This is a genomic window from Leisingera sp. ANG-M7 (assembly GCF_000813965.1).
Lineage (GTDB): Bacteria > Pseudomonadota > Alphaproteobacteria > Rhodobacterales > Rhodobacteraceae > Leisingera.
Genome location: NZ_JWLI01000017.1, coordinates 92,859 through 113,884, shown reverse-complemented (window position 1 = coordinate 113,884; position 21,026 = coordinate 92,859). Strand labels below are relative to the sequence as shown.

Genomic DNA, 21,026 nt, shown 5'->3' with positions numbered 1-21,026 from the left:
TCAGTTCTCCTAACTCAAAGTGCCAATGCAGCTTGATCGCTGTTTGGCGGCAACCTATGACAGTTCCGCAGAACATACAAACCGGGGCACCGCCAATGTCTTTCCTGTCCGAGACCTTATCCCGCGTCAAACCGTCGCCGACCATCGCAATGACCGCAAAAGCGGCTGAGCTGAAGGCGGCAGGACGCGACGTAATCGGCCTGTCAGCCGGTGAGCCGGATTTCGACACGCCGCAGAACATCAAGGACGCAGCTGTCGCGGCCATCGCCGCGGGCAAGACCAAATACACCGCCCCCGATGGCATCCCCGAACTGAAGCAGGCGGTCTGTGCCAAGATGAAGCGCGATCATGGCCTCGACTACACGCCTGCGCAGGTCTCGGTCGGCACCGGTGGCAAGCAAACGCTTTACAACGCGCTGATGGCCACCCTGAACCCCGGTGATGAGGTGGTGATTCCCGCCCCCTACTGGGTCAGCTACCCGGACATGGTGCTGCTGGCCGGCGGCTCCCCGGTGATCGCTGAAACCTCACTGCAGACCAATTTCAAGCTGACCGCCGATCAGCTCGAGGCCGCGATCACACCAAAGACCAAATGGTTCATCTTCAACTCGCCCTCCAACCCGACCGGTGCGGGTTACAGCAAGGCAGAGCTGAAAGAGCTGACCGACGTGCTGATGCGCCACCCCCATGTCTGGGTGATGACCGACGACATGTACGAACACCTCGCCTATGACGGGTTTGAATTCTGCACCCCAGCGCAAGTGGAGCCCGGCCTGTATGAACGCACTCTCACCTGCAACGGTGTCTCCAAGGCCTACGCAATGACCGGCTGGCGCATCGGCTATGCGGCAGGCCCCGAGAAGCTGATTGCCGCCATGCGCAAGGTGCAGTCGCAGTCCACCTCCAATCCCTGCTCCGTCAGCCAATGGGCCGCGGTGGAGGCCTTGAACGGCACCCAGGACTTCCTGGCGCCCAACAACGAAAAATTCGTGCGCCGCCGCGACCTGGTGGTCTCCATGCTATCTGAAATCGACGGCATCACCTGCCCGGTGCCGGAGGGCGCGTTTTACGTCTACCCCTCCATCGCAGGGCTGATCGGCAAGACCACACCCGCGGGCAAGGTGATTGAAACGGATGAGGATTTCGCCACTGCCCTGCTGGAGGAAGCCGACGTCGCCGTGGTGTTCGGTGCCGCCTTCGGCCTGTCGCCCAACTTCCGCGTCAGCTACGCGACCTCCGACGAAGCGCTGGAGGAGGCCTGCCGCCGCATCCAGTCCTTCTGCGCCGCGCTGACCTGACAGGAGACAAGAGCATGAGCGCCGATCTGCCGGAGTATTACTTCCGCGTCCGTGAGAACGGCGCTTTTGTCTTCCGGGTCGATACCGCGAACCGCAACCGGCGGATCGAGATGGACCAGATCGCCGTGGTGAACATCCGCAACGGCGAGATCAAACCGCACGGCCAGCGCCAGCTGAGCGAACAGGACCTTGCTGAGATCAAATCCTGGATGGAAGCCCGCGCCGCCACCCTGGCAGCCCGCGATGTCGACGACATCCACCGCGCCATCGACCATTTGAACCTCACCGCCCATTGGGTCAATAGCCGAGCCACGGATGCACAGCTGGAGGAAGTCACCGATGCGCTTCTGATGGCCATGCACGACCTGCGCAACGTTCTGGTGCGCAAGAAGGCCGACCGGCTGATGAAGGACCGCGGCGGGGAATAGAGGCACAGGCCACCGGCTCATCCGCAATACAGCGACCTGACAGAATAAGACCGGAACCCGCTTTGCACCTGCGGCAGGCCCGGCCAAGCCCTATGCGGCGGGTGCCTGGGCAGGTTCGGATTTCCCAGAACAAACTGGCCGCGCTGCCACAGGGCGTCCGGCGTGCCCGGCTCCACCCCTGTCAGCCCCAGCCGCCATCTCAAGTGCGTTACGGCCCTTGCCTGCGCATCACCGCCCAAGCCGAAACCGCGAAACCGCTCCGGCTCTGCCTGCTGCGGTTTTATCCCCTCCAGGCCGGCAATCTGGCAGACGAACTGGCCCTCAACCTCTGCCCGCAGACCGCCGTGCAGCGGCTCCCCGGTCAGCGTAACCAGATGACCCGCCTTGATCCCTGCGCCGCGGACCGCAAACTCCAGCGGCTCAGGCAATTCAAAAATCCCGGTGTCCGGCCCGAACAACCGCGCCTCGCCCAGCCAGTCGGCACCGCCGGCGAAACGCAGCGCAAAGCGACCTGGCGGCACCAGAACCTTAAAGTACTCCCCACCCCGGATATAGGCCGCCAGCGCATCACCTTTGCTGCCGGACAGCACCAGGAAATAGTCGTCACCTTCAGGTGTCCTGACCTGCAGGGGAAAGACAGCGGGCAGGCCGCTGCGGTTCCACATCAGCCCCGCTGGCGGGCGTTCCGGTTCACCGTCCCCGGCGGCCACTGCCGCAACGCTCCAGAAAAGCGCCAGCAGCCCGCAGAGCAGGCACGCTGCAGCCGCGTGGAACGCCCCGTTGCTGCCCGCGGGTGCAGACTTAGCCGGTCCGCTCCCCAGCCATTTTTTGCAATTGATCGAGACAGAGTTCATTTCGGCATTTGACATTTTGAAACCATGCGCCCCGGATAGAGCCATGCCCTACCGCCTTGCAAACAAACCCACCGGAAACGAGCGAGCCCCTGCTTTCGCTCTCACCTCGTCGCTAAGCGTCTGACTGCTCGACGGTTTTCAATCCCACGATGGCTCCGCAGGCCTGCTTTATCCCGCTCATGATTTCCAACGCCACACCTAGCTCCTCCGGTTCCAGCTCCAGCTTTGCCAGAGCTTCTGAGAGTTCACCCAACGCTTCCGATTGCTGCGCAATCGCATTCAGCAGATCTGCCAGCGAATCCGCGTACTGCTGTTCGGGCTTTTCCGGGTCCGCATCGTAATCCTCCAGAATACGAAGCTTGGCCAAAACACCCAGTTCAGTATTTTGCATCAGCTCCGAAGCCCCAAAGGCACGAAAATTCTCGGCCAGTTCAGACGCCCGGCCAGAGATCTCGGACAGTGTCTCGACCATCTCCTCGGCCGTAACATTCAGGTAGCTGCGGTAGGCGGCATCAAGCGTCTCTTCCAGATCCAGCGCTTCAACAACGGCTATGACAACGCCTTGGTCAGGGTTGTTGCGCGTTTGCGCTTCAAGAATTCTCTTGCCGTATTCCTCATAGACGTCCTGCGCCTGTGCAACCAGCCAAGCAAGGCAAAGCCCGAGAACAGCCAGGGAAACCAAGTTTACCGGGGTTCTTCGCATTACTCGCCTCCTTTGCACAACGTGCGCAGCCGCGCCTGCCGGAATTCCAGTTGACCGCTCTCCGGGAGATACGCGCCAAACTTAGTTGGCTCGTACAATCTGCATTGCTCTTGCAGGATCGCATCCCAGGATTCCGCCGTCATCCCGCCCTCGGAAACCAGCTTTTCAATATAGTCGAACCGCAAATTCCATAGATTATATGCCTCTGTCTGGCGGTCGCCGTCGCTGGTGGAGGCCATAACTGACAGCAGATCGTTGGCATTGCTTGCCAGTTCCCGGCGCACCTCAAATGCATTGCCAAGATTCAAAGCTTTATTTGCAGCTGATAACTGGCAGATGGCTACAATTGCAGCCACCAGGGTAACCCCTACACCTGCCTGCGCGATACGGATAGGGTCATCGAACACAACCAGACACTCCGCCAAGAAAGTCCATACTCGTTAAAAGGGCACCGAAAACGAAGGCACCCGCCCGTGCTACACTTCCAATACGATACAACCAAAACTTGATTTTCGCCAGCAGGAACCAAAGTCAGCCGTCTAGGCCGCCCCCTGGGAAACAGAAGCCGCCGCTGTACCGTTAAAGTATAGCAGCAAGGCTCCGTTCACCTGACATTCAGAAACAAGGGTTCTTCCGGTCATATCCGCCGGAAGCATCTGAAAATCCGCCCGGCACCTCAGGACGCCTTGGCGCCTGCCGCGTCCTTCATCGCGTCCACGCCCTTCTTCCACAGGTTGCCCTGCCACAGTTCTTCCAGCCCGGTCTCACCGCTGGCGCCCTTGGTGGTCAGGTAGTCATAATAGGACGTCGGCTTGTGGCCGGTGATGTTGTAGAAATCCGGGCTGCAGCGGGTGTAGAAGCCGTTGGTCAGATATTCGAAGAATTCCGCCCGGGTGGCACCGAAATCCGCCTCGAACTGCTCCATCGACTGAGCACGGTATTCGATCTCCTTCCCCATGGCGCGGCCCAGATCGGCAGCGATTTCCGCCATCGACTGCGGCGCCGGGCCGGTGATGTCATAGAACTTGTTGCCGTGCCGCTCCGGCCCCTCCGCCAGGACCACTGCCGCCGCCTCGGCAATATCGCGGGTGGCGACAAAGGAGTTGCGCATACCCCCCAGCGGATTGGAGAACCAGCCTTCGTTTTCAATAGTTTCGCAGTCTGTCTTCAACAGGTGGTTCATGAAGAAGTTGTTGCGCAGCGCGGTGACATTCAGCCCTGCATCAATCAGCGCCTTCTCCCCCCACCAGTAGTGCTGCAGCATCAGCGGAATACCCGCACCGGCGCGCGACGCATGGGTACCGGCATCATAATCGGCAGTGTTAGTGTCCGCTCCCATGCAGCTGACACGCACCACATGCTTGATCTGATCCTTGCGCTCTCCGAGCGCCTTGCAGAAGTTCAGATGCCCCTCCAGCATCGGATCCAGCGAAGCGGAATAGACCGCCGATACGCCTTCCAGCGCAGCCGCCCAGGTGCCCGGGTCCGACAGGTCGAATTTCACTGCCTCGTCTGCTCCCAGAGCCTTCAGCTGTTCCGCCTTAGCCTCGCTGAAGTAGCACGCGCGCACGGTGAACTGCTGCCCTTGCGCCAGCCGCGCCACCAGTTCACGGCCGATGCGGCCGGTGGCCGAGGTGATAAGAACAATCGGTTTGGACATGGCAGAGCCTCCTGACGGCGTGGGCCGCTGCCCGGCGCACGAGGTTTCAAATCTGCGCTGACCCTACAGGCAAGCCGCCTGGTGCAGCCCCCGAAACCCGACGGGAAATGCACCGCATCCGCCACCCCGCCGGACATGTAAAAAAGGCCCCGCAATCCGCGGGGCCTTTTCTGCGCTGTGCCGTCACCTGCGCGGCTGGAAGGGACGATGCGCCTCCCCCCGAAAGGCAAGAGGGGTGCAGCAAGACGGCGCACCAGCGGCTTTGGCCGGGATCAGCCTGCCTGGGTCAGAACGCCCGCCTCGATCGCTGCGCTCACTTCTGCCGCATCGGCTTCGCCATCCGCATTGGCGTCAATGGTGGCAAAGGTTTCCGCGGTCAGCTCAGGGAACGCCAGCTGAAGCTCTTCCAGCGAGAAAGTACCGTTGCCATCGGCATCCAGCTCTGCAGCCAGGTCCTTTGCAGCCAGCGGCGAAGCGGTCAGAGCAGCAACAGCGGCGGCGGTCAGGGCAAACTTTTTCATGTGAGACACTCCAGTCATCATTTGGTTTGTTGCAGCCCGCGGTGTGTCCCGCGAGCCGTGGCAAACAGCTATGACGCGCCCTGATGCGGTACCATCCCCCAACCGCATCCGGCTCGAAACCCGGCGCAACGGCGCCGTTTTTCCTGTTTCAAATAAGCAGGTTACCGCCCTTCCAGCCAGACCGGCCTTTGTCCGCGCAGGCCCGCGGCCCCTTCCTGCAACTTTCCGCCCGGCCTATGAAAAATGCACCGGTGGCGGGAACCGATCCGCCATTCCGTTTTCGCCCTCCAGCCCCGGCACCCCGAATCCTATTCCGCGATGTCCTCCGCCCACAGCTCTGGCTTCTCTCGGATGAAGCGGTCCATCAGTGCCATGCAGTCCGGATCATCGGCAATCACAACCTCGACGCCCTTGGCGCGCAGGAAGTCCTCGTTGCCGCCGAAATTCTGCGTGTCGCCGATCACCACCCGCGGGATGCCGAACTGGACGATGGTGCCGCTGCACATCATGCAGGGCGACAGAGAGGTATAGAGAACCGTGTCCCGGTATGTTTTCTGCCGTCCGGCCTTGCGCAGCGCGTCCATTTCGCCATGGGCAATCGGATCCCCCTTCTGCACCCGCTGATTGCGTCCCTGCGCCACCACCTGGCCGCCGCGGGCCAGTACTGAACCGATCGGGCAGCCGCCCTCGTCAAACCCGGCCTTGGCTTCCTCATAGGCAATGCGCAGCAGGCGCTTGTCGTCGTCTGTCATCATGGGAAACGGCCTCTTTGTGTATGAATACAATGCTCTCACGAAAGCCTGCCCGCAGGGTTCAGGCCGGTCAAGCCCGTCAGGGAACGGGGTAAATCAGCTGTGAAGCCCGGCTCAGGCGGCGGTGCCCACCTTCTGGATTGAGCGGCGCCAGAACCGCAGCATCAGGAACAGCCCGGCGCAGGTCAGGCCGGCAACCAGCCCCATCCATACCCCCAGGCCTTCCCAATCCAGAAGGAAGCCAAAGACATAAGAGGCCGGAATGCCCACCGCCCAATAGCTGAGCGCCGCAATCACCATCGGCACACCGGTGTCCTGCACTCCGCGCAGCAATCCCAGCGCCACTGCCTGCATCCCGTCCATCAGCTGAAACAGCGCCGCCGCCGCCAGCAGACCGCCGCCAATCAGCAGAATCGCATCCTTCTGCGGATCTTCCGCGTCCAGGAACAGCGACATCAGCGGGCCCGGAATGGTCAGGAACAGGACTATCGCCACCGCCGACACCGCCAGCGACATCACCGTCACCGCCTTGCCGCCGCGCGCCAGGTGCTCCCGGTCGCCGCGGCCAAAGGCATTGCCTGCCCGGATGGTGGCGGCATTGGACAGCCCCAAATGCACCATGAAAGTCAGCCCGCCCAAAGAGATCGCAATGCCATGCGCGGCCAGCGGCACCGTGCCCAGCCAGCCCATCAACATGGCGGACGCCGCAAACAGGCTGGCCTCCGCCAGGGTCGTCAGCCCGATCGGCGTGCCCATGCGGAAAACCTTGCCCAGCATCTCCCAGTCCGGCCGGTGGAAATTCTTCAACAGTTCATGCTGCGGCAGCACCTTCAGCGCATAGGCCAGCACCAGCACAAAGGACACGCCGTTGGTCACCAGTGAGGCGATCGCCGCCCCTGTGATCCCCAGCTCCGGCGCGCCCCAGTTGCCGAAGATCAGCGCATAGTTCACCAGCGCGTTGATCACCGCGGCAAAAACCGACAGCCACAGCACGATCTGGGTGCGCTCCAGCGCCGCCAGATAGGATTTCGCAACCATGTACAATAGCGCCGGAAACAGCGACCAGCCGGCAATCCGCAGGTATTCCGCCGCATCATGCGCCACCTTTGCCTCCTGCCCCAGCGCCAGCAGGATCGGCTCCGACCACCACAAGAGCGGCATCGCCGCAACGCCATAGGCCAGCGACAGCCACAGCCCCATGCGGGTCGAGCGGCGGATCTGCCGCTCCTCTCCCGCGCCGGCCGCGGCCGCCACCATCGGCATCACCGCAAAGGCAAAGCCGGAGCCCAACAGGAAAATCGAGAAGAAATAGGACGAGCCCAGCGTCACCGCCGCCAATTCCGCCACCCCGTACCAGCCTAGCATGACGGTATCGGTGAGGCCGATGGCAAACTGCGCCACATGGCCGCCGATCAGCGGCAAGCCTAGAACGGCAATCGCCCGCACGTGGCCGCGCAGGGGCATCTCGGTGTGTTTGGTCGCTAACGTGCTCATCCCGCCAGCCTTAGGCGCCCCCGCACGCCCCGGCAAGAGAAGAGTTTCCTTGCCTGCGCACAGGCCCATGGTGGTATTCTGCACAGGCAACCCTTCGCAGGAGCCCTTTTGAATGACCGACGCCTTTGCCCAGCTGATCCCCGACGCCCGCACCTTTCTCGGGGAGCTTGCGAAGAACAACAGCCGGGACTGGTTCACCGCGCATAAGGACCGGTATGAGACGCAGCTGAAATCCCCCACGCTCCTGCTGATGGACGAGGTGGCGCAGGCGATCAGCCGCCGCAGCGGCGCGCAAGTCACTGCCAAGCTGTTTCGCCCGCAGCGCGACGTGCGGTTTTCCAAGGACAAGACGCCGTACAACACTCACCTGCACATGATGTGGACCCTGAACGGCGCAGGCTGCGCGCTGTTCTTCGGCATCGCGCCGGATTACTGTACGGCAGGCGGCGGCCTCATGGGCTTCAGCAAGGCGCAGCTGCCGCGCTGGCGGCAGGCCATCGACGGCGCTTTCGGCGATGAGACCGCAGCCCTGGTGGATATTCTCGCCCTCAAAGGCTTTGCCGCCAAAGACCCGGAGCTGAAACGCGTCCCCGCCCCCTATGGCAAGGCCCACCCCCACGGCGCGCTGCTGCAGCGCAAATCGCTGACGGTCTGGCATGAGATGAGCGCGCGCGAGCAAGCCGCCCCGATGGGCGCGCTGATGTCCGCTTACCTGACGCAGGAACCGATGTTTGCCCTGCTGGACAGTGCTCTGGCTGATTGAGGCCTACAAGGCCCGCAGCATGATCTGGCTGGCCAGCACCGCCACCACGGCTCCGGCAAGGATCTCCAGCACCGCCGCTGCGCGCAAGGCACCAGTGCCTTCCATCTGCGCCAGCGCGCCTTTGCGCATTGTGACGGCTGCAACCGCCACCGCGACCGTCACCGTGGCGGTGCCCAGCCCCATGGCAAAGGCACCGGCAATCCCGGCCCACAGCACCCCCATCCGCCAGGTCAAGAGCAGCAGGAACACCGCGCCGGTGCAGGGCCGCAGCGCCACCGCGCCGATGATCGCCAGTGCATCGCGCAGCGAATGCACGTTGGCCGCTTCCTCAACCGTCGGCCCGTGCTTGTGGCCGCAGGAAGCGCAGACCCCGTCATCATGATGGTGGTGATGATGATCGTGACCGTGGTGCCCTTGGTGAAGGGGTTCAGGGTGGCTTGCCGCCTGAACAGTACGGCTCGCCATCAGCCTCCGCAGCCCCCGCACCAGCAGCCAAAGCCCGACCAGCGCGATCAGCCCGTATGACAAGGGCGCCAGAACATTCTCCGCCGCACTGGTCAGCTGCTCGCGACCCCAGTCCAGCAGCAGCAGCCCGCCCGCCACCAGCAGAACGGCTGTACCCGCCTGCGCCAGCGAAGACGCCAGTGCCAGCCCCGCCAGCCGCATGAGCGGCACCGGTTTGCCCATGCCATAGCCGCCGATTACCAGCTTGCCATGGCCCGGCCCGGCAGCGTGAAAGAAGCCGTAGGCGAAGCACAAGCTGAGCAGCGCTATCAGCGCACCAGGCTCCCCGGCGCGCAACGCCCGCAGCCCCCGCGCCATCGCATTCTGCGCCTCGCGCTGACCCTCGGCGGCCCAAACGGACACCGCCCCGGCGCCGCCAAAGCCCCAGAGCCAAACTGCCAACGCCGCTACGCCCAGCGCTGCAATTGTTAAGAAAATCTTCACCTTACGCACCGCAGCTCAAGCGGACGGTATCGGCAAAAGCCTCGCCCACTTCCGGGTAGGCCTCCTCAGCCTGATCCGCGGGCATCGCATAGAGCAGCTCCTCCACCAGGGTATAGGCCTGATCCAGATTGGGCGGGGTGATACTGCCCTGGCAGCCGCCGCTGACCTCCAGCCCCTGGTTCACCGTGTAGGCCGTGTAATAGGTCGGGTCATAAGCCTTGATCACCACGCCGTCCGCCGCCTGCGGCTGTGTCAGAACCCGCCGGTGCCTTGTGGTGATCCGCCCGTCCTTCACCTCGGTCGACAGATGCTCCGGCGCGCCCAGGCCCAGCGCCTCGCCGCCAAGGGTCAGATAGGTGTCGCCCTGAAAGCCCTCGCTCCAGGCCAGATCGAAGCCTTGCAGCTGCGCCAGTTCCTCTGCCGTCAGGCTTCCGTCGAAATCACTGTCCAGCCCCCGGTCCTCAAAGATCAGCAGCGAATAGAACTCATCATAAGCCCAGGTGATCTCCACCGCCTGCAATTGCCCGCCGTCTGAGACCACCAGCTTCATTCCGGTGTCGACAAAGATATGCGGATGCGCCCCGGCACCCGCAGGGGCCAGCAGCGCAAGTGCCAGAAGTGGAGCAAGATGTTTCATGCCCAAAGACTTAAGCCCAGTTCGGCGGCCCCGCAAGCGCAGGGCCGCACCGCAAGCGGGGATCAGCGCGTCCGTGTTTCAGGATGCAGCGCCTTGCCCAGGATGTGATCGGACTGGTGGATCACATGATGCGCCTGGCCGACAATCAGCGGATCCGGTGCCCGCGCGATCTCCGGGTCCTTGCCCGGATAGTCCAGCGAGGCCAGGAAGTGCCGCATGCAGTTCAGCCGCGCACGCTTCTTGCAGTTCGACTTGATCACCGTCCAGGGCGCGTCCGCGGTGTCCGTATAAAAGAACATCGCCTCCTTGGCCTCGGTATAATCATCCCACTTGCCCAAGGACGCCTTATCGATCGGCGACAGCTTCCACTGCTTCAGCGGGTCGGTCTCTCGCGAGTCGAACCGCCGCTTCTGTTCGGCCTGGGTGACCGAGAACCAGTATTTGTACAGCCGGATACCCGACCGCGCCAGCATCCGCTCAAACTCCGGCGCCTGGCGCATGAATTCCAGGTATTCGTTCGGCTCGCAGAAACTCATTACCCGCTCGACGCCCGCGCGGTTGTACCAGGACCGGTCATAAAACACGATCTCGCCGCTGGTCGGTAGATGCCGCACGTAACGCTGGAAATACCACTGGCCGCGCTCCTCGTCCGAGGGCTTGTTCAAGGCGACCACCCGGGCAGAACGCGGGTTCAAATGCTCTGTGAACCGCTTGATGGTGCCGCCCTTGCCTGCCGCATCGCGGCCCTCGAACAGCAAAACAAACTTCTCGCCGGTCTCCTGCGCCCACAATTGCACTTTCAGCAGCTCTGCTTGCAGCCGCGCCTTTTCCGCCTCATAGGCCTTGCGCTGCATCTTCTTGGGGTACGGGTACTTGCCGCTCTCAAACGCCCGGCGGATGTCCTCGGCACTGGGTCCCCGGGCCTCGGCCGAGGCGCTGGCGGGGGGCTGAACCGGCATTGGGCTTGCGGTTTTACCGGCACTCTTTTTCACTGCGGCGTCCATCAAAAACTCCTTCTTTCAATCTGCGCCGCAACCCTAATACTGCCACCGCTCCCCCGCCCTGACCTGCATCAAAAGATTAGCCGTCTGCACAACAAAAAAAAAAGACGGCCGAAACGGGCCGCCTGTTTCTTTCTGGTCTCAAACACTCCAGGGGGAGACCCAAACGGGCCGAGGGGCAGCGCCCCTATTTATGCCCCCAGTCCTCCGGGTTCTCCGAATTGTTCGGGCTCAGCCCCAGCACGTCGCCTTTGGTGGAGCACCCCAGCCCCAGCACTGTCCGGTTCGCATAGGAGAAATAGGCCGTCACCTGGTTGATCTCCAGGATCTCGCCATCCTCGAACCCCGCCTCGCGCAGGGCCTCAATGTCTGCCTCGCTCACACTGGCAGGCTCCTCGGTCAGCATCCGCGCATAGCCCATCGCCAGCACCTGCGCCGGCTCCAGCGGCGCGGCACCCGGATCGCGCGCCTCGATCGCCGCCCGTATCGCCAGACCGCGATCCGTGTCGCCCAAAAGCCGCTGCAGCCCGGCAAAGTGATGCTCTACGCAATAGGCGCAATCGTTCAGCGACGACACCCAGACCCCCAGCACCTCCAGAAACCATTTCGGGACCTTATTGCCGGTGTGGTGCAGCACATTCTTGTACAGCGCCATATGGCCTTCCATCGAATGCGGCCGAAGGGAATGCACCATCATGATGTTGTCAACGTTGCCGCCCGGCCCGGTCACCCGCTCATACAGCTTCTTCAGCTTGCCGGTTGCCTCTTCAAACGGAACGGTCCTGATCCAGGCCATGTCTCTCTCCCTGATTATTGGCACGGAGAGTAACGGGATCTGACGCGACGGAAAGACCGAACCCAACGTCACGGCGCGCCGGGCTCATCGCTTTACTTCGCCGCCTCCCGCGCCACCGCTGCAATCGCCGCCCGCACATCCGCCTCGCGGCTGCGGTGGTTGGTGATAGCGGCGCGCAACATTACCCTGCCGCCTGCACGGGTGGTTGAGAACACCGCCTCGCCGCTCTCCTGGAGGGTCTGGGCGATATCCGCATTCAGCGCTGACTGCGCCTCCGGGGCCAGATCGCTGCGCGCGGTGAACACGCAGACGTTCGACACCACCGGTGCCCCCAGCGCCATTAGAGGCTGCGCCTCAACCTCTGCCGCCATGAAACCAGCCAGCTCACAGTTGCCGTTGATCGCCTCAGAGAACGCCGCCTCGCCATAGGTTTCCAGCGCCGTCCAGACCTTCAGCGCCCGGTTGCCTCGGCTAAGGTCGATGCCGTAGTCGCAGAACCAAGGCTCGCCACCCGCCAGCCCGCGCTCGGCCCCTTCCAGATACGCAGGCCGCGCCGCAAAGGCCGCCCGGTGCTCGTCCTCGTTCCTCAGCAGCGCCATGCCGCAGTCATATCCGACATACATCCACTTGTGGAAATCAAGCGCAATACTGTCGGCCCGCCCAATGCCATCAGACAGCGACCGGTAGGGTTCATCCGCAATCCGCGTCCAGGCGCCAAAGGCCCCGTCCACATGCAGCCACAGCCCCAGCGCCGCCGCAGCATCCGCCAAGGCATTCAGATCATCGAACAGCCCCAGATCCACCGTGCCCGCATTGCCCACAACCAGAAAGGGAACGGTTCCGGCAGCCTTGTCCTCGGCCACCATCGCCGCCAGCGCGCCGCAGTCCAGCTTGCCATCGGTCAGGGGCACCTTGCGCAGGTTATCAGAACCGATGCCCAGCAGCTCCACTGCCTTCAGCGTCGCATTGTGCACGCCCTCACCCGCATAGGCCGTAAGCCGCACCGCGCCCTGCCCGGTCCTGCGAAGATCCTTCATGACCCGCAGCCGCGCTGCCTGAAAGGCAATCACCGTCGCCTGCGAGGTGCCGGTCACCAGAATGCCGCTGGCGCTCTCCGGCATCCCCATCCTGGCACGCGTCCAGTCCACCACTGCGCGCTCCATGTAGTTCGCCCCGTGATCGCGGCCGCCCATATTGGCATTGACCGCCGCCGCGGCCAGAGAGCTGATCAGGTCCGAGGCCAGCCCCGAGCCCTGAACCCAGCCCCAGAACCGAGGATGGATATTGCCGCCATGATAGGGCAGCACGTCCTCGATGATCCGGTCCACGGTCTCCTGCGGCCCGCGCGCCTCAGCCGTCACCGCATAGCGCGCCTCAATATCCTCCGGCACCGGCTGCCACGGGCGCTCCGCCGCCTGCTGCATCTGATCCAGCGCCGCATCCAGCATCCGCTGCGCCTCCGCCCGGAACGCCGCCCAATCCTGCGTCTTGATCCCTTTCTCAGCCACCCGCGCGCCCTCCTCCTGCCTGCCGCTGGCGAAGGTTTAGCCTGCAAATGCTGCACCCGCACGGAGAATATCGCCGCAGCCTGATTACCGGAACTTACCTTCGAAGGATTGAAAACTTGCTCCGCACGAACTGCCAACTGGAAACAGACCCGCGGCGCAGCTCGGCAACTCCGTTCAATTCCCAAAACAATGCAAAGCACTGGCCGCCTTATCCACAGCCCCTTGCGTCCCTCTTCCACCCGGCCCCAACACCTGCCATAATGCTCACCAATCAACACCAAGGAAGAGCAGCTCCCGCACATGGCCGACGACCTCCTCAGCACGCCTGCATCGGAAACCTATGACGCGTCCTCTATCGAGGTTCTGGAAGGCCTCGAACCGGTCCGCCAGCGCCCCGGCATGTATATCGGCGGCACCGATGAACGCGCGCTGCACCACATGGTGGCGGAAATCCTCGACAACTCGATGGACGAGGCCGTCGCAGGCCACGCCAACCGGATCGAGGTGACGCTGCATTCCGACTACGCCGTCACCATCTCCGACAACGGCCGCGGCATTCCGATCGACCCGCACCCCAAGTTCCCGGACAAATCCGCGCTGGAAGTAATCCTGTGTACCTTGCACGCAGGCGGCAAGTTCTCCGGCAAAGCCTACCAGACCTCGGGCGGGTTGCACGGCGTCGGCTCCTCGGTGGTGAACGCACTGTCGGATTCCATGGTCGTGCAAGTGGCCAAGAACAAGGAGCTGTTCGAGCAGCGCTTCTCCCGCGGCCTGCCCCTCGGCCCGGTTGAGAAAATCGGCGCCGCCCCCAACAAGCGCGGCACCTTCGTGACCTTCCACGCCGATGAGGAAATCTTCGGCCACCACCGTTTCAAGCCCAAGCGCCTCTTCACCCTGGTGCGCTCCAAGGCCTACCTGTTCTCCGGCGTCGAAATCCGCTGGAAGTCCGAAATCGACGACGGCGAGACGCCCACCGAGGCCACCTTCCACTTCCCCGGCGGCCTCAAGGATTACCTGACAGAGGTGCTCGGCAAATCCTCCGTCTACGCAGACCAGCCCTTCGCCGGCAAGGTCGAGTTCCGCGAGAAATTCGGCGCGCCGGGCTATGTCGAATGGGCGATCAACTGGACGCCCTCGCGCGACGGCTTCACCCAGTCCTACTGTAACACCGTCCCGACGCCCGAGGGCGGCACCCACGTGACCGGCTTCTGGGCCGCGATCCTCAAGGGCATCAAGGCCTATGGCGAGCTGGTCAGCAACAAGAAGGCCGCCCAGATCACCCGCGACGACCTGATGGCGGGCGGCTGCGCGCTGGTCTCCTGCTTCATCGCCGACCCCGCGTTCGTCGGCCAGACCAAGGACCGCCTGTCGACTGAGGCCGCCTCCAAGATGGTGGAAAACTCGGTCCGCGACCATTTCGACAACTGGCTGGCCGCCGACACCAAATCCGCCGGCGCCATCCTCGACTTCCTGATCCTGCGCGCCGAGGAACGCCTCCGCCGCAAGCAGGAAAAAGAGACCCAGCGCAAATCCGCCACCAAGAAACTGCGCCTGCCCGGCAAGCTCACCGACTGCACCTCCAAGGACCGCGCAGGCACCGAGCTGTTCATTGTCGAGGGCGACTCCGCGGGCGGCTCCGGCAAGGGCGCGCGCAACCGCACCAATCAGGCGCTTCTGCCGCTCAAAGGTAAAATCCTGAACGTGCTGGGCGCCGCCTCCAACAAGCTGGGTTCAAACGCCGAGATCAACGACCTCTGCGAGGCGCTTGGCGTCGGCCTTGGCACCAAGTTCAACCTCGACGATCTGCGCTATGACAAGATCATCATCATGACCGATGCGGACGTCGACGGCGCCCATATCGCCTCGCTCCTGATGACCTTCTTCTTCACCCAGATGCGCCCGCTGATTGACGGCGGCCACCTCTACCTCGCCTGCCCGCCGCTGTTCCGCCTGACCCAGGGCGCCAAGCGCGTCTACTGCCTGGACGAGGCAGAGCGCGACACATGGCTGGAAAAGGGCCTGGGCGGCAAGGGCAAGATCGATGTGAGCCGCTTCAAGGGTCTTGGCGAAATGGACGCCAAGGACCTGAAGGAAACCACGATGGACCCGGCGACCCGCAAGCTGATCCGCGTCACCATCGACGAGGACGAGCCCGGCGAGACCGGCGACCTGGTCGAGCGCCTGATGGGCAAGAAACCCGAGCTCCGCTTCCAGTATATTCAGGAGAATGCGAAGTTCGTGGAGGAGCTGGATGTTTGAGAGGCATACCTTTTGAGGAATCTAGGCTATCAAAGATGTATTCTTTGCAGGCAGAGGCCGCCCATAAAGAACAGTCATGTCATTCCAAAGTTCGTTTTCAAGTGGATGGTTGAAACTGGCGGAACAAAATTCCTCCGAAATGCTGGAAGCCCAAATAAGCGGGTGCAAGATGGTCTAAAGGCCCCGCTACTTTGCAAGACATGCGAAAGAGAGACCAGTGTATTTGAGAACGAGTTCTCGAGGGACATTTTCATACCCTCAATCGGAGACGGCGAGCTTCCAAAAAATTTTAAACGGTCAACCTACCAATTCGTAGCCAGCGTTCACCATAGAATTCAAACATACTACGTTAGAAACAGTGACAAGCTGGATGAGCTGACGCGACATGAGAGAAAAGCCCTTCTTCATTCAATCGCAGAAATTCGAGGGTATTTGAGCGGCCAACGTTACTCGGTATCGCCTCAGAAATTGTACCTCATACCTTTCGGCCTTGGCGTTCCGAACAATCTTCAAGATATGCCCTCAAATTGGCACAGGTATATTAGGCGACACACCGAAATGGACCTAATTCACTCTGAAGGTGGAAGCATCTTTGGAAGTTACTTCAAAATCGGTCCTTGGTTGTCTTTTTGTCTTATTCGAAACAATGGTCAACCTTGGTACGGCGGGGAGGTTTTTCCTACCTCCAGTAAGATCACTAATAAACGAGCAATTTTCCCTCCGACCTTACACGAGTTCATGATTGATCGCGCCGAACTCGCCAAGTCTGCGACTGAGACAATCTCTGATCGGCAGCAGGCAGTTATTAACAAGGCCGTAAGTGAGGCAGACTTTTCGGGGAAGAGCAAGCCGATGCTAGATGCAATCGCTGAAGATGTTCGAGTGTTCGGAAACGCTGCATTTAGACGAACACCCAAGACTTCCTAACTGTTCATAGTGTCTTTTCGTACGGTCATTTGTTGATCTCTTCCACAACACAAGGCCCGCGCCTGACCTTGGGAGGGCGCGAATGCGCCTTCCCGGGGGGAAGGTCAGGCGCGGGCCGTGCCGCTGCGCGCCACGTCCCAAGGCAGAGTGAACTCAGGCTGCATCGGTCCCGTTTTTGCCGAGTGACGTAAGAACCGACTGCTTCAGCTCCTTTGGCGTTGTTCCCTTCTCCACCTCGAGAAGCCGGATGCCAGCGCGGCGCAACGCTTCCTTTTTTACCGCGTCCCGAATAAACGCTGTTTCCTGATGGTGTCCGCTGCCTTGATATTCGACTGCCAGTGCCACAAAACCGAATTTATCAATCACCGCAAAATCCAATCTCTTGGAGTTGATTGAAGCAAACGCATTCTTGCGCTCCTTCCAGTCCCCGGAACTGGACTTCGGTTTTATCACCTCACCCAAGCTGGTTTGCGCCATGACGCGATAGCCCTCGTCCAGATCAGCGATTATTTTTTCCAAAGCCGCAAACACGCGAAACTCAGACGCATTCATAAGCTTGGTCTTCTCAAAGTTGACTTTCGCCACAGCCGCCGCTTGGTTCTTGGGATCCGTCAATCCCCAGTTATTTTTGCGGCTTGGCCTGTCCGCCTGCCTTTCAACGGGTTCCGGCCTCTCCAGTGGCCGCGGATGTTTTCTGTAGGAGTAGCTTTTTCTGTTTGACCTTATCACAAACCAAACCGCCACCCCGACTGCGGCTAATAGTACAAATTCCATATTGCACACGCTTCCTGTTGCCTATGGGCTCCGCACTACCATAAGCTGATTTACCCTGCCAGACCCTCGCGCTCCCCTAAGTTTGAGCTTTGAATACGTACTCTGCCACCCCCCGTTGCGCCAACTCCCAATCCACCGCACGCCCCGGTTGCGCGCCCTTAACCCCGCTCTGCCATACTCCAATCCGTCGCGACACCGGTGCGGACTGACACGCCGCATCAACAGGAGATACGGGAGCCCCCAAGACCACCTCTTCACCGGGTGCAGGGGTTCTCCGCACAACGGAAGCTTTCGAGCGGACATGGGGGCTTGCGACCCCCTGCCCGGCCCTCCGCCTCCGGCCCCTCCAGGCCTCTTGGCGGCGCCGCCACCTCTTATCCGGCCAGCACGAAACGGCCACACAAACAAAACGGCCCAACGGCCCCAGACAAGCAGACGGCCAGACTGACGGCCACCGGACAGGGACCCCCTCCCGCCCGGCCAAACCCGCGCATCCGGTGACAGCTTCGTGAGGGCTGTTGCCTGAAACCGCTTTCCCTTCTTATGGTTAGGCCAGCCAATCACAGAACGGGGACAGCCATGGCCTTCATCGCGGACAACCAGCTGCCCCTGCTCCTCTTGTTCTTCTTCGCGGGCCTCATCGCCACCGCCTTCCTGTTCCGCAAGCCGCCGGGCCACCGGGCCTGGAAACTGGCGGATCTTGTCTGGGTGCTGCTCGGCGGCTTCGGCGCGCTGGTGGCGGTGATCTCCGGCATCTACGCCGCGGATAGCTCCCGGCTCGAACGCCAGATCGACATCGCCTATGCCGCAACGGCGGCCTTTGACCGCGACGCCGCCCGCTTCCGCCTGCGCTTCTGCGACCCGGCCTATGACGCCGACATCGCGGTCCTGTGCGAAAAGGTCGAATTCCTCTCCGCCTCCACCGCGGGCAACGCCGAATTGCCGCTGTTCATCGCGGTGACAGATGAGGTCGCGCCGCTGCAGGGCCTCAGTTTCCTATTCGGCGGCGGCCGCGCTGAGATGGACGAGATGAAGGACATGGAAGCCCAGGCCAGCGCCTTTGACCCGGAAGCCTTCCTGGTTTTCACCGCGCTTGACACCCCGACACAGGCCGCCGTCGACACCATGCGCCGCAAGGTCCCCGCCATCGCCGGCGATTTCCTGATCATCGCCCGCGCCTATGACGACCTCATCGCCCATGTGTCCAAGCTCAAGGAGGAATGGGAATACCTGCAATCGAACGCCCATATCCTGGTCTTGCAGATTATCGCGCTGTGCCTCGTCAGTTTCGCCGCCCCCTTCCGCCTCGGCAAATCCATTGTCGAGCTGCGCGCGCGCCGCTAACCTGAAGCGACCCAGCAGGACCCGCCCATGCGCAGCTTTGACGAGATCTATGCCATTTCCGCAGACCGCCACGGCGGCCCCGCTGCGCTGGAGGAAAAACTCTCCAAACCCGACCCGAAGGTGACGGACCTGCCGGAGGACCGCTGGCTCGCCACCATGACCAAATGCATCTTCCAGGCGGGCTTCAACTGGAAAGTGATCGAGGCGAAATGGGACGGGTTCGAGGAGGTCTTTCACGGCTTCGACCCCGGCCCCTGCGCCTTCATGAGCGAGGACGAGTTCGACCGCATCCTCAGCGACACCCGCGTGGTCCGGAACGGCGCCAAACTCGCCACGGTCCGGCAAAACGCCGCCTTCCTGATGGAGCTGCGCGATCAGGGCGGCGCAGGTCAGGTGCTGGGCGGCTGGCCCTCATCCGATTACATCGGGCTGCTGGACATACTCAAGAAACGCGGAAGCAGGCTGGGCGACAACACCGGCCAATACGCCATGCGCTTTGCCGGGCGCGACAGTTTTATCCTGTCCCAGGACGTCACCGCCCGCCTCATCGCCGAAGGTGTGATCGACAAACCCGCCACCTCCAAGACCGCTCTGAAGTCCGTGCAATCCGCCTTCAACACATGGATGGATCAATCCGGCCGCACCCTCACCGAAATCAGCCGCGTGCTGGCGATGAGCTGCTGAGGCACAGCCGCATATGATCCGCTGCCTGCTCCTCGCCCTGCTGATCCTTTCTGCCTGCGGACGCCCGCTGACAGAGACCGAACGCGCCTATCTGGCCACCTTGCACGGTACCAGCCTCAACACAGATAAGGTCCGCCTTGTCGAGGGCGCGCCCTTGGGGCCGGTCACCTTCCGCCGCATGCCGCGCCCGCGCGTCACCTGCCGCGAGCGCATCCTGCCGCCCGTGAAGGAAGAGATCGTCACCGCCAAACCCGCCGCCGTCGCGCTGTTCAACCGCATCTTCTTCACCCGCGACTGGTATCTGGACAATTACCTGCCGGAACACCCGGACCGGCTGCATCTGGTGGAGGCGATGCTGCTGGCGCATGAGGCCACCCATGTCTGGCAATGGCAGAACCGCCGCCAGACCGGCTATTCCCCCTTGCGCGCTGCGGCGGAACACGGCCAGGACCGAGATCCCTATCTGTTCGACCTGGAAGGCGACCCCAGTTTCCTCACCTACGGGTTTGAGCAGCAGGGCGCCATCGTCGAGGAATACGTCTGCTGCCGCGCCCTCGCGCCGCAGGCCGCCCGCACCCGGCGTCTTCACCGGATGCTCTCCGCTGCTATGCCCGTCAGCCCGCTGCCGCATAGCCGCGAGAGCGCGGTCTATCTGCCCTGGAAGGACGCGGAACTGAACGGCATCTGCGATTGATCAACCGTTTTCATGCAATGAAAACGGCCATGAAAAATCGATTTTTCATGGCCGGAATTCGCGCCGGATTCCGGCGTTGCGCCGCAACGTAGGGCTTGTCTTGACGCCGGATTTCCGGCCACAAATCCACCAAGCAATCTGCAGGAGCCGCCCAATGACCCAATACGCCCTCATCATGCTGGCCGCGGGCCTTGGCATTCCGGTGCTGGCGGCTCTGAACGCCGCACTGGGCAAGCTGATCGGCTCCCCCGCCTCTGCCGCGGTGGTGCTGTTCCTGATCGCGCTGATTGCCACATCGCTTTATGCGCTGATGGCGGGCCCGCAAGCACTGGCCAAGATCCCAGCCGCGCCCAAGCACCTGCTGCTGGCGGGCGTGCTGGTGGCCTTCTACGTCCTGTCGATCACCTATGTGGCGCCGCATTTCGGCGTCGGCAACGCGGTGTTTTTCGTGCTGATCGGCCAGCTGATCTCTGCCGCCGCCATCGACCATTTCGGGTTGTTCGGCGCCCAGGTCAGCCCGCTGACCCTGACCCGCGCGGCCGGCATTTCGGTGATGGCGCTGGGGGTCTGGATCACCCAGATGGCCTAACCGGCCACCTTCTTCACGAACTGCGACTTCAGTCCGATCGGCCCGACGCCCGGCACCTTGCAGTCGATGTCGTGATCGCCGTCCACCAGCCGGATGCCGCGCACCTTGGTGCCGACCTTGATCACCGAGGACGTGCCTTTCAGTTTCAGGTCCTTGATCACCGTCACCGTGTCGCCGTCTGCCAGCAGATTGCCGACACTGTCGCGCACTTCCTTGGCATCGCCTGCGGCCTCACCCGCCGCCCATTCATGGGCGCATTCAGGACAGATCAGCAGGGCATCCACCTGATAGGTATAGGCAGAGGAACACTCGGGGCACGGCGGCAGGGTATCAGTCATGCCCGGACTGTTAACCTGCCAGACAGGCCGGGGCCAGACGCAAACCGCCTGACG

22 protein-coding genes are annotated in these 21,026 nt (G+C 62.3%); 8 read left to right on the top strand and 14 right to left on the bottom strand.

All coding sequences use genetic code 11. The annotated features are described in order from the left end of the window. The first annotated feature begins 95 nt into the window (after positions 1 to 95). Positions 96 to 1,298: a pyridoxal phosphate-dependent aminotransferase gene (locus tag RA26_RS18545; RefSeq protein WP_039186269.1), complete on the top strand. Its 1,203-nt coding sequence runs from the start codon at positions 96 to 98 to the stop codon at positions 1,296 to 1,298. 14 nt (positions 1,299 to 1,312) lie between these two features. Further along, positions 1,313 to 1,726: a hypothetical protein gene (locus RA26_RS18540; RefSeq protein WP_039186267.1), complete on the top strand. Its 414-nt coding sequence runs from the start codon at positions 1,313 to 1,315 to the stop codon at positions 1,724 to 1,726. A 17-nt stretch (positions 1,727 to 1,743) separates the two neighbouring features. On the opposite strand, the gene RA26_RS18535 is transcribed toward RA26_RS18540, so the two are convergent. The 7 genes from RA26_RS18535 to RA26_RS18505 form a co-directional block, all read right to left on the bottom strand. Beyond that, positions 1,744 to 2,625: a hypothetical protein gene (locus RA26_RS18535; RefSeq protein WP_193747639.1), complete on the bottom strand. Its 882-nt coding sequence runs from the start codon at positions 2,623 to 2,625 to the stop codon at positions 1,744 to 1,746. A 67-nt stretch (positions 2,626 to 2,692) separates the two neighbouring features. Next, positions 2,693 to 3,283: a hypothetical protein gene (locus RA26_RS18530; protein WP_152612662.1), complete on the bottom strand. Its 591-nt coding sequence runs from the start codon at positions 3,281 to 3,283 to the stop codon at positions 2,693 to 2,695. Beyond that, positions 3,283 to 3,690, bottom strand: coding sequence for a hypothetical protein (locus RA26_RS18525; RefSeq protein ID WP_152612661.1), 408 nt, complete (start codon positions 3,688 to 3,690; stop codon positions 3,283 to 3,285). Before RA26_RS18525 ends, RA26_RS18530 begins: the two co-directional genes overlap by 1 nt. A 269-nt stretch (positions 3,691 to 3,959) precedes the next feature. Then, the gene (locus RA26_RS18520) at positions 3,960 to 4,943 is read right to left on the bottom strand and encodes an NAD(P)H-binding protein (protein WP_039186261.1); all 984 of its coding nucleotides are present in this window, start codon (positions 4,941 to 4,943) and stop codon (positions 3,960 to 3,962) included. 272 nt (positions 4,944 to 5,215) lie between these two features. Then, on the bottom strand, positions 5,216 to 5,464 hold the full coding sequence (locus RA26_RS18515; protein WP_039186259.1) for a calcium-binding protein: 249 nt from the start codon (positions 5,462 to 5,464) through the stop codon (positions 5,216 to 5,218). 308 nt (positions 5,465 to 5,772) lie between these two features. Further along, on the bottom strand, positions 5,773 to 6,216 hold the full coding sequence (locus tag RA26_RS18510; RefSeq protein ID WP_039186417.1) for a nucleoside deaminase: 444 nt from the start codon (positions 6,214 to 6,216) through the stop codon (positions 5,773 to 5,775). Positions 6,217 to 6,330: 114 nt separating this feature from the next. After that, a complete protein-coding gene (locus RA26_RS18505; protein WP_052272491.1) occupies positions 6,331 to 7,710 on the bottom strand; it encodes an MATE family efflux transporter in 1,380 nt (459 codons plus the stop codon). Positions 7,711 to 7,822: 112 nt separating this feature from the next. Between RA26_RS18505 and RA26_RS18500 the strand changes: the two genes are divergently transcribed. Continuing rightward, entirely contained in the window at positions 7,823 to 8,473 is a 651-nt protein-coding gene (locus RA26_RS18500) for a TIGR02453 family protein (RefSeq protein WP_039186256.1), read from the top strand. Positions 8,474 to 8,476: 3 nt separating this feature from the next. Here RA26_RS18500 and RA26_RS18495 read toward each other — a convergent pair whose 3' ends face one another. The 5 genes from RA26_RS18495 to RA26_RS18475 all read right to left on the bottom strand — a co-directional run bounded on the left by RA26_RS18495 (position 8,477) and on the right by RA26_RS18475 (position 13,363). Then, positions 8,477 to 9,421 carry a nickel/cobalt transporter gene (locus tag RA26_RS18495; protein WP_039186254.1) on the bottom strand — a complete coding sequence of 315 codons (945 nt, stop codon included), beginning with the start codon at positions 9,419 to 9,421 and terminating at the stop codon, positions 8,477 to 8,479. A 1-nt stretch (position 9,422) separates the two neighbouring features. Next, positions 9,423 to 10,058, bottom strand: a complete 636-nt coding sequence (locus RA26_RS18490) for a DUF1007 family protein (RefSeq protein WP_039186252.1) — start codon at positions 10,056 to 10,058, stop codon at positions 9,423 to 9,425. 62 nt (positions 10,059 to 10,120) lie between these two features. Beyond that, entirely contained in the window at positions 10,121 to 11,017 is an 897-nt protein-coding gene (gene ppk2, locus RA26_RS18485) for a polyphosphate kinase 2 (RefSeq protein ID WP_241482690.1), read from the bottom strand. A gap of 229 nt (positions 11,018 to 11,246) precedes the next feature. Further along, positions 11,247 to 11,855 (bottom strand): carboxymuconolactone decarboxylase family protein, encoded by a 609-nt coding sequence (locus tag RA26_RS18480; RefSeq protein ID WP_039186249.1) that lies wholly within the window; start codon positions 11,853 to 11,855, stop codon positions 11,247 to 11,249. A 92-nt stretch (positions 11,856 to 11,947) separates the two neighbouring features. Beyond that, positions 11,948 to 13,363: a pyridoxal phosphate-dependent decarboxylase family protein gene (locus RA26_RS18475; RefSeq protein ID WP_039186247.1), complete on the bottom strand. Its 1,416-nt coding sequence runs from the start codon at positions 13,361 to 13,363 to the stop codon at positions 11,948 to 11,950. Between the two features lie 300 nt (positions 13,364 to 13,663). Between RA26_RS18475 and parE the strand changes: the two genes are divergently transcribed. Next, the gene (gene parE, locus RA26_RS18470) at positions 13,664 to 15,622 is read left to right on the top strand and encodes a DNA topoisomerase IV subunit B (protein ID WP_039186245.1); all 1,959 of its coding nucleotides are present in this window, start codon (positions 13,664 to 13,666) and stop codon (positions 15,620 to 15,622) included. A gap of 1,080 nt (positions 15,623 to 16,702) precedes the next feature. Here parE and RA26_RS18465 read toward each other — a convergent pair. Further along, the gene (locus tag RA26_RS18465) at positions 16,703 to 17,323 is read right to left on the bottom strand and encodes a DUF2726 domain-containing protein (protein WP_082015877.1); all 621 of its coding nucleotides are present in this window, start codon (positions 17,321 to 17,323) and stop codon (positions 16,703 to 16,705) included. 579 nt (positions 17,324 to 17,902) lie between these two features. On the opposite strand from RA26_RS18465, the gene RA26_RS18460 reads away from it, so the two are divergent. The 4 genes from RA26_RS18460 to RA26_RS18445 all read left to right on the top strand — a co-directional run bounded on the left by RA26_RS18460 (position 17,903) and on the right by RA26_RS18445 (position 20,634). Then, positions 17,903 to 18,667 carry a hypothetical protein gene (locus RA26_RS18460; RefSeq protein WP_039186243.1) on the top strand — a complete coding sequence of 255 codons (765 nt, stop codon included), beginning with the start codon at positions 17,903 to 17,905 and terminating at the stop codon, positions 18,665 to 18,667. 27 nt (positions 18,668 to 18,694) lie between these two features. Next, positions 18,695 to 19,351: a DNA-3-methyladenine glycosylase I gene (locus RA26_RS18455; RefSeq protein ID WP_039186241.1), complete on the top strand. Its 657-nt coding sequence runs from the start codon at positions 18,695 to 18,697 to the stop codon at positions 19,349 to 19,351. A gap of 13 nt (positions 19,352 to 19,364) precedes the next feature. After that, positions 19,365 to 20,045 (top strand): hypothetical protein, encoded by a 681-nt coding sequence (locus RA26_RS18450; RefSeq protein WP_039186240.1) that lies wholly within the window; start codon positions 19,365 to 19,367, stop codon positions 20,043 to 20,045. Between the two features lie 154 nt (positions 20,046 to 20,199). Continuing rightward, positions 20,200 to 20,634 carry a DMT family transporter gene (locus RA26_RS18445; RefSeq protein ID WP_039186239.1) on the top strand — a complete coding sequence of 145 codons (435 nt, stop codon included), beginning with the start codon at positions 20,200 to 20,202 and terminating at the stop codon, positions 20,632 to 20,634. Here the strand turns inward: RA26_RS18445 and RA26_RS18440 are convergent. Continuing rightward, positions 20,631 to 20,972: a zinc ribbon domain-containing protein YjdM gene (locus RA26_RS18440; RefSeq protein WP_039186238.1), complete on the bottom strand. Its 342-nt coding sequence runs from the start codon at positions 20,970 to 20,972 to the stop codon at positions 20,631 to 20,633. The genes RA26_RS18445 and RA26_RS18440 overlap by 4 nt on opposite strands. Positions 20,973 to 21,026: the final 54 nt, after the last annotated feature.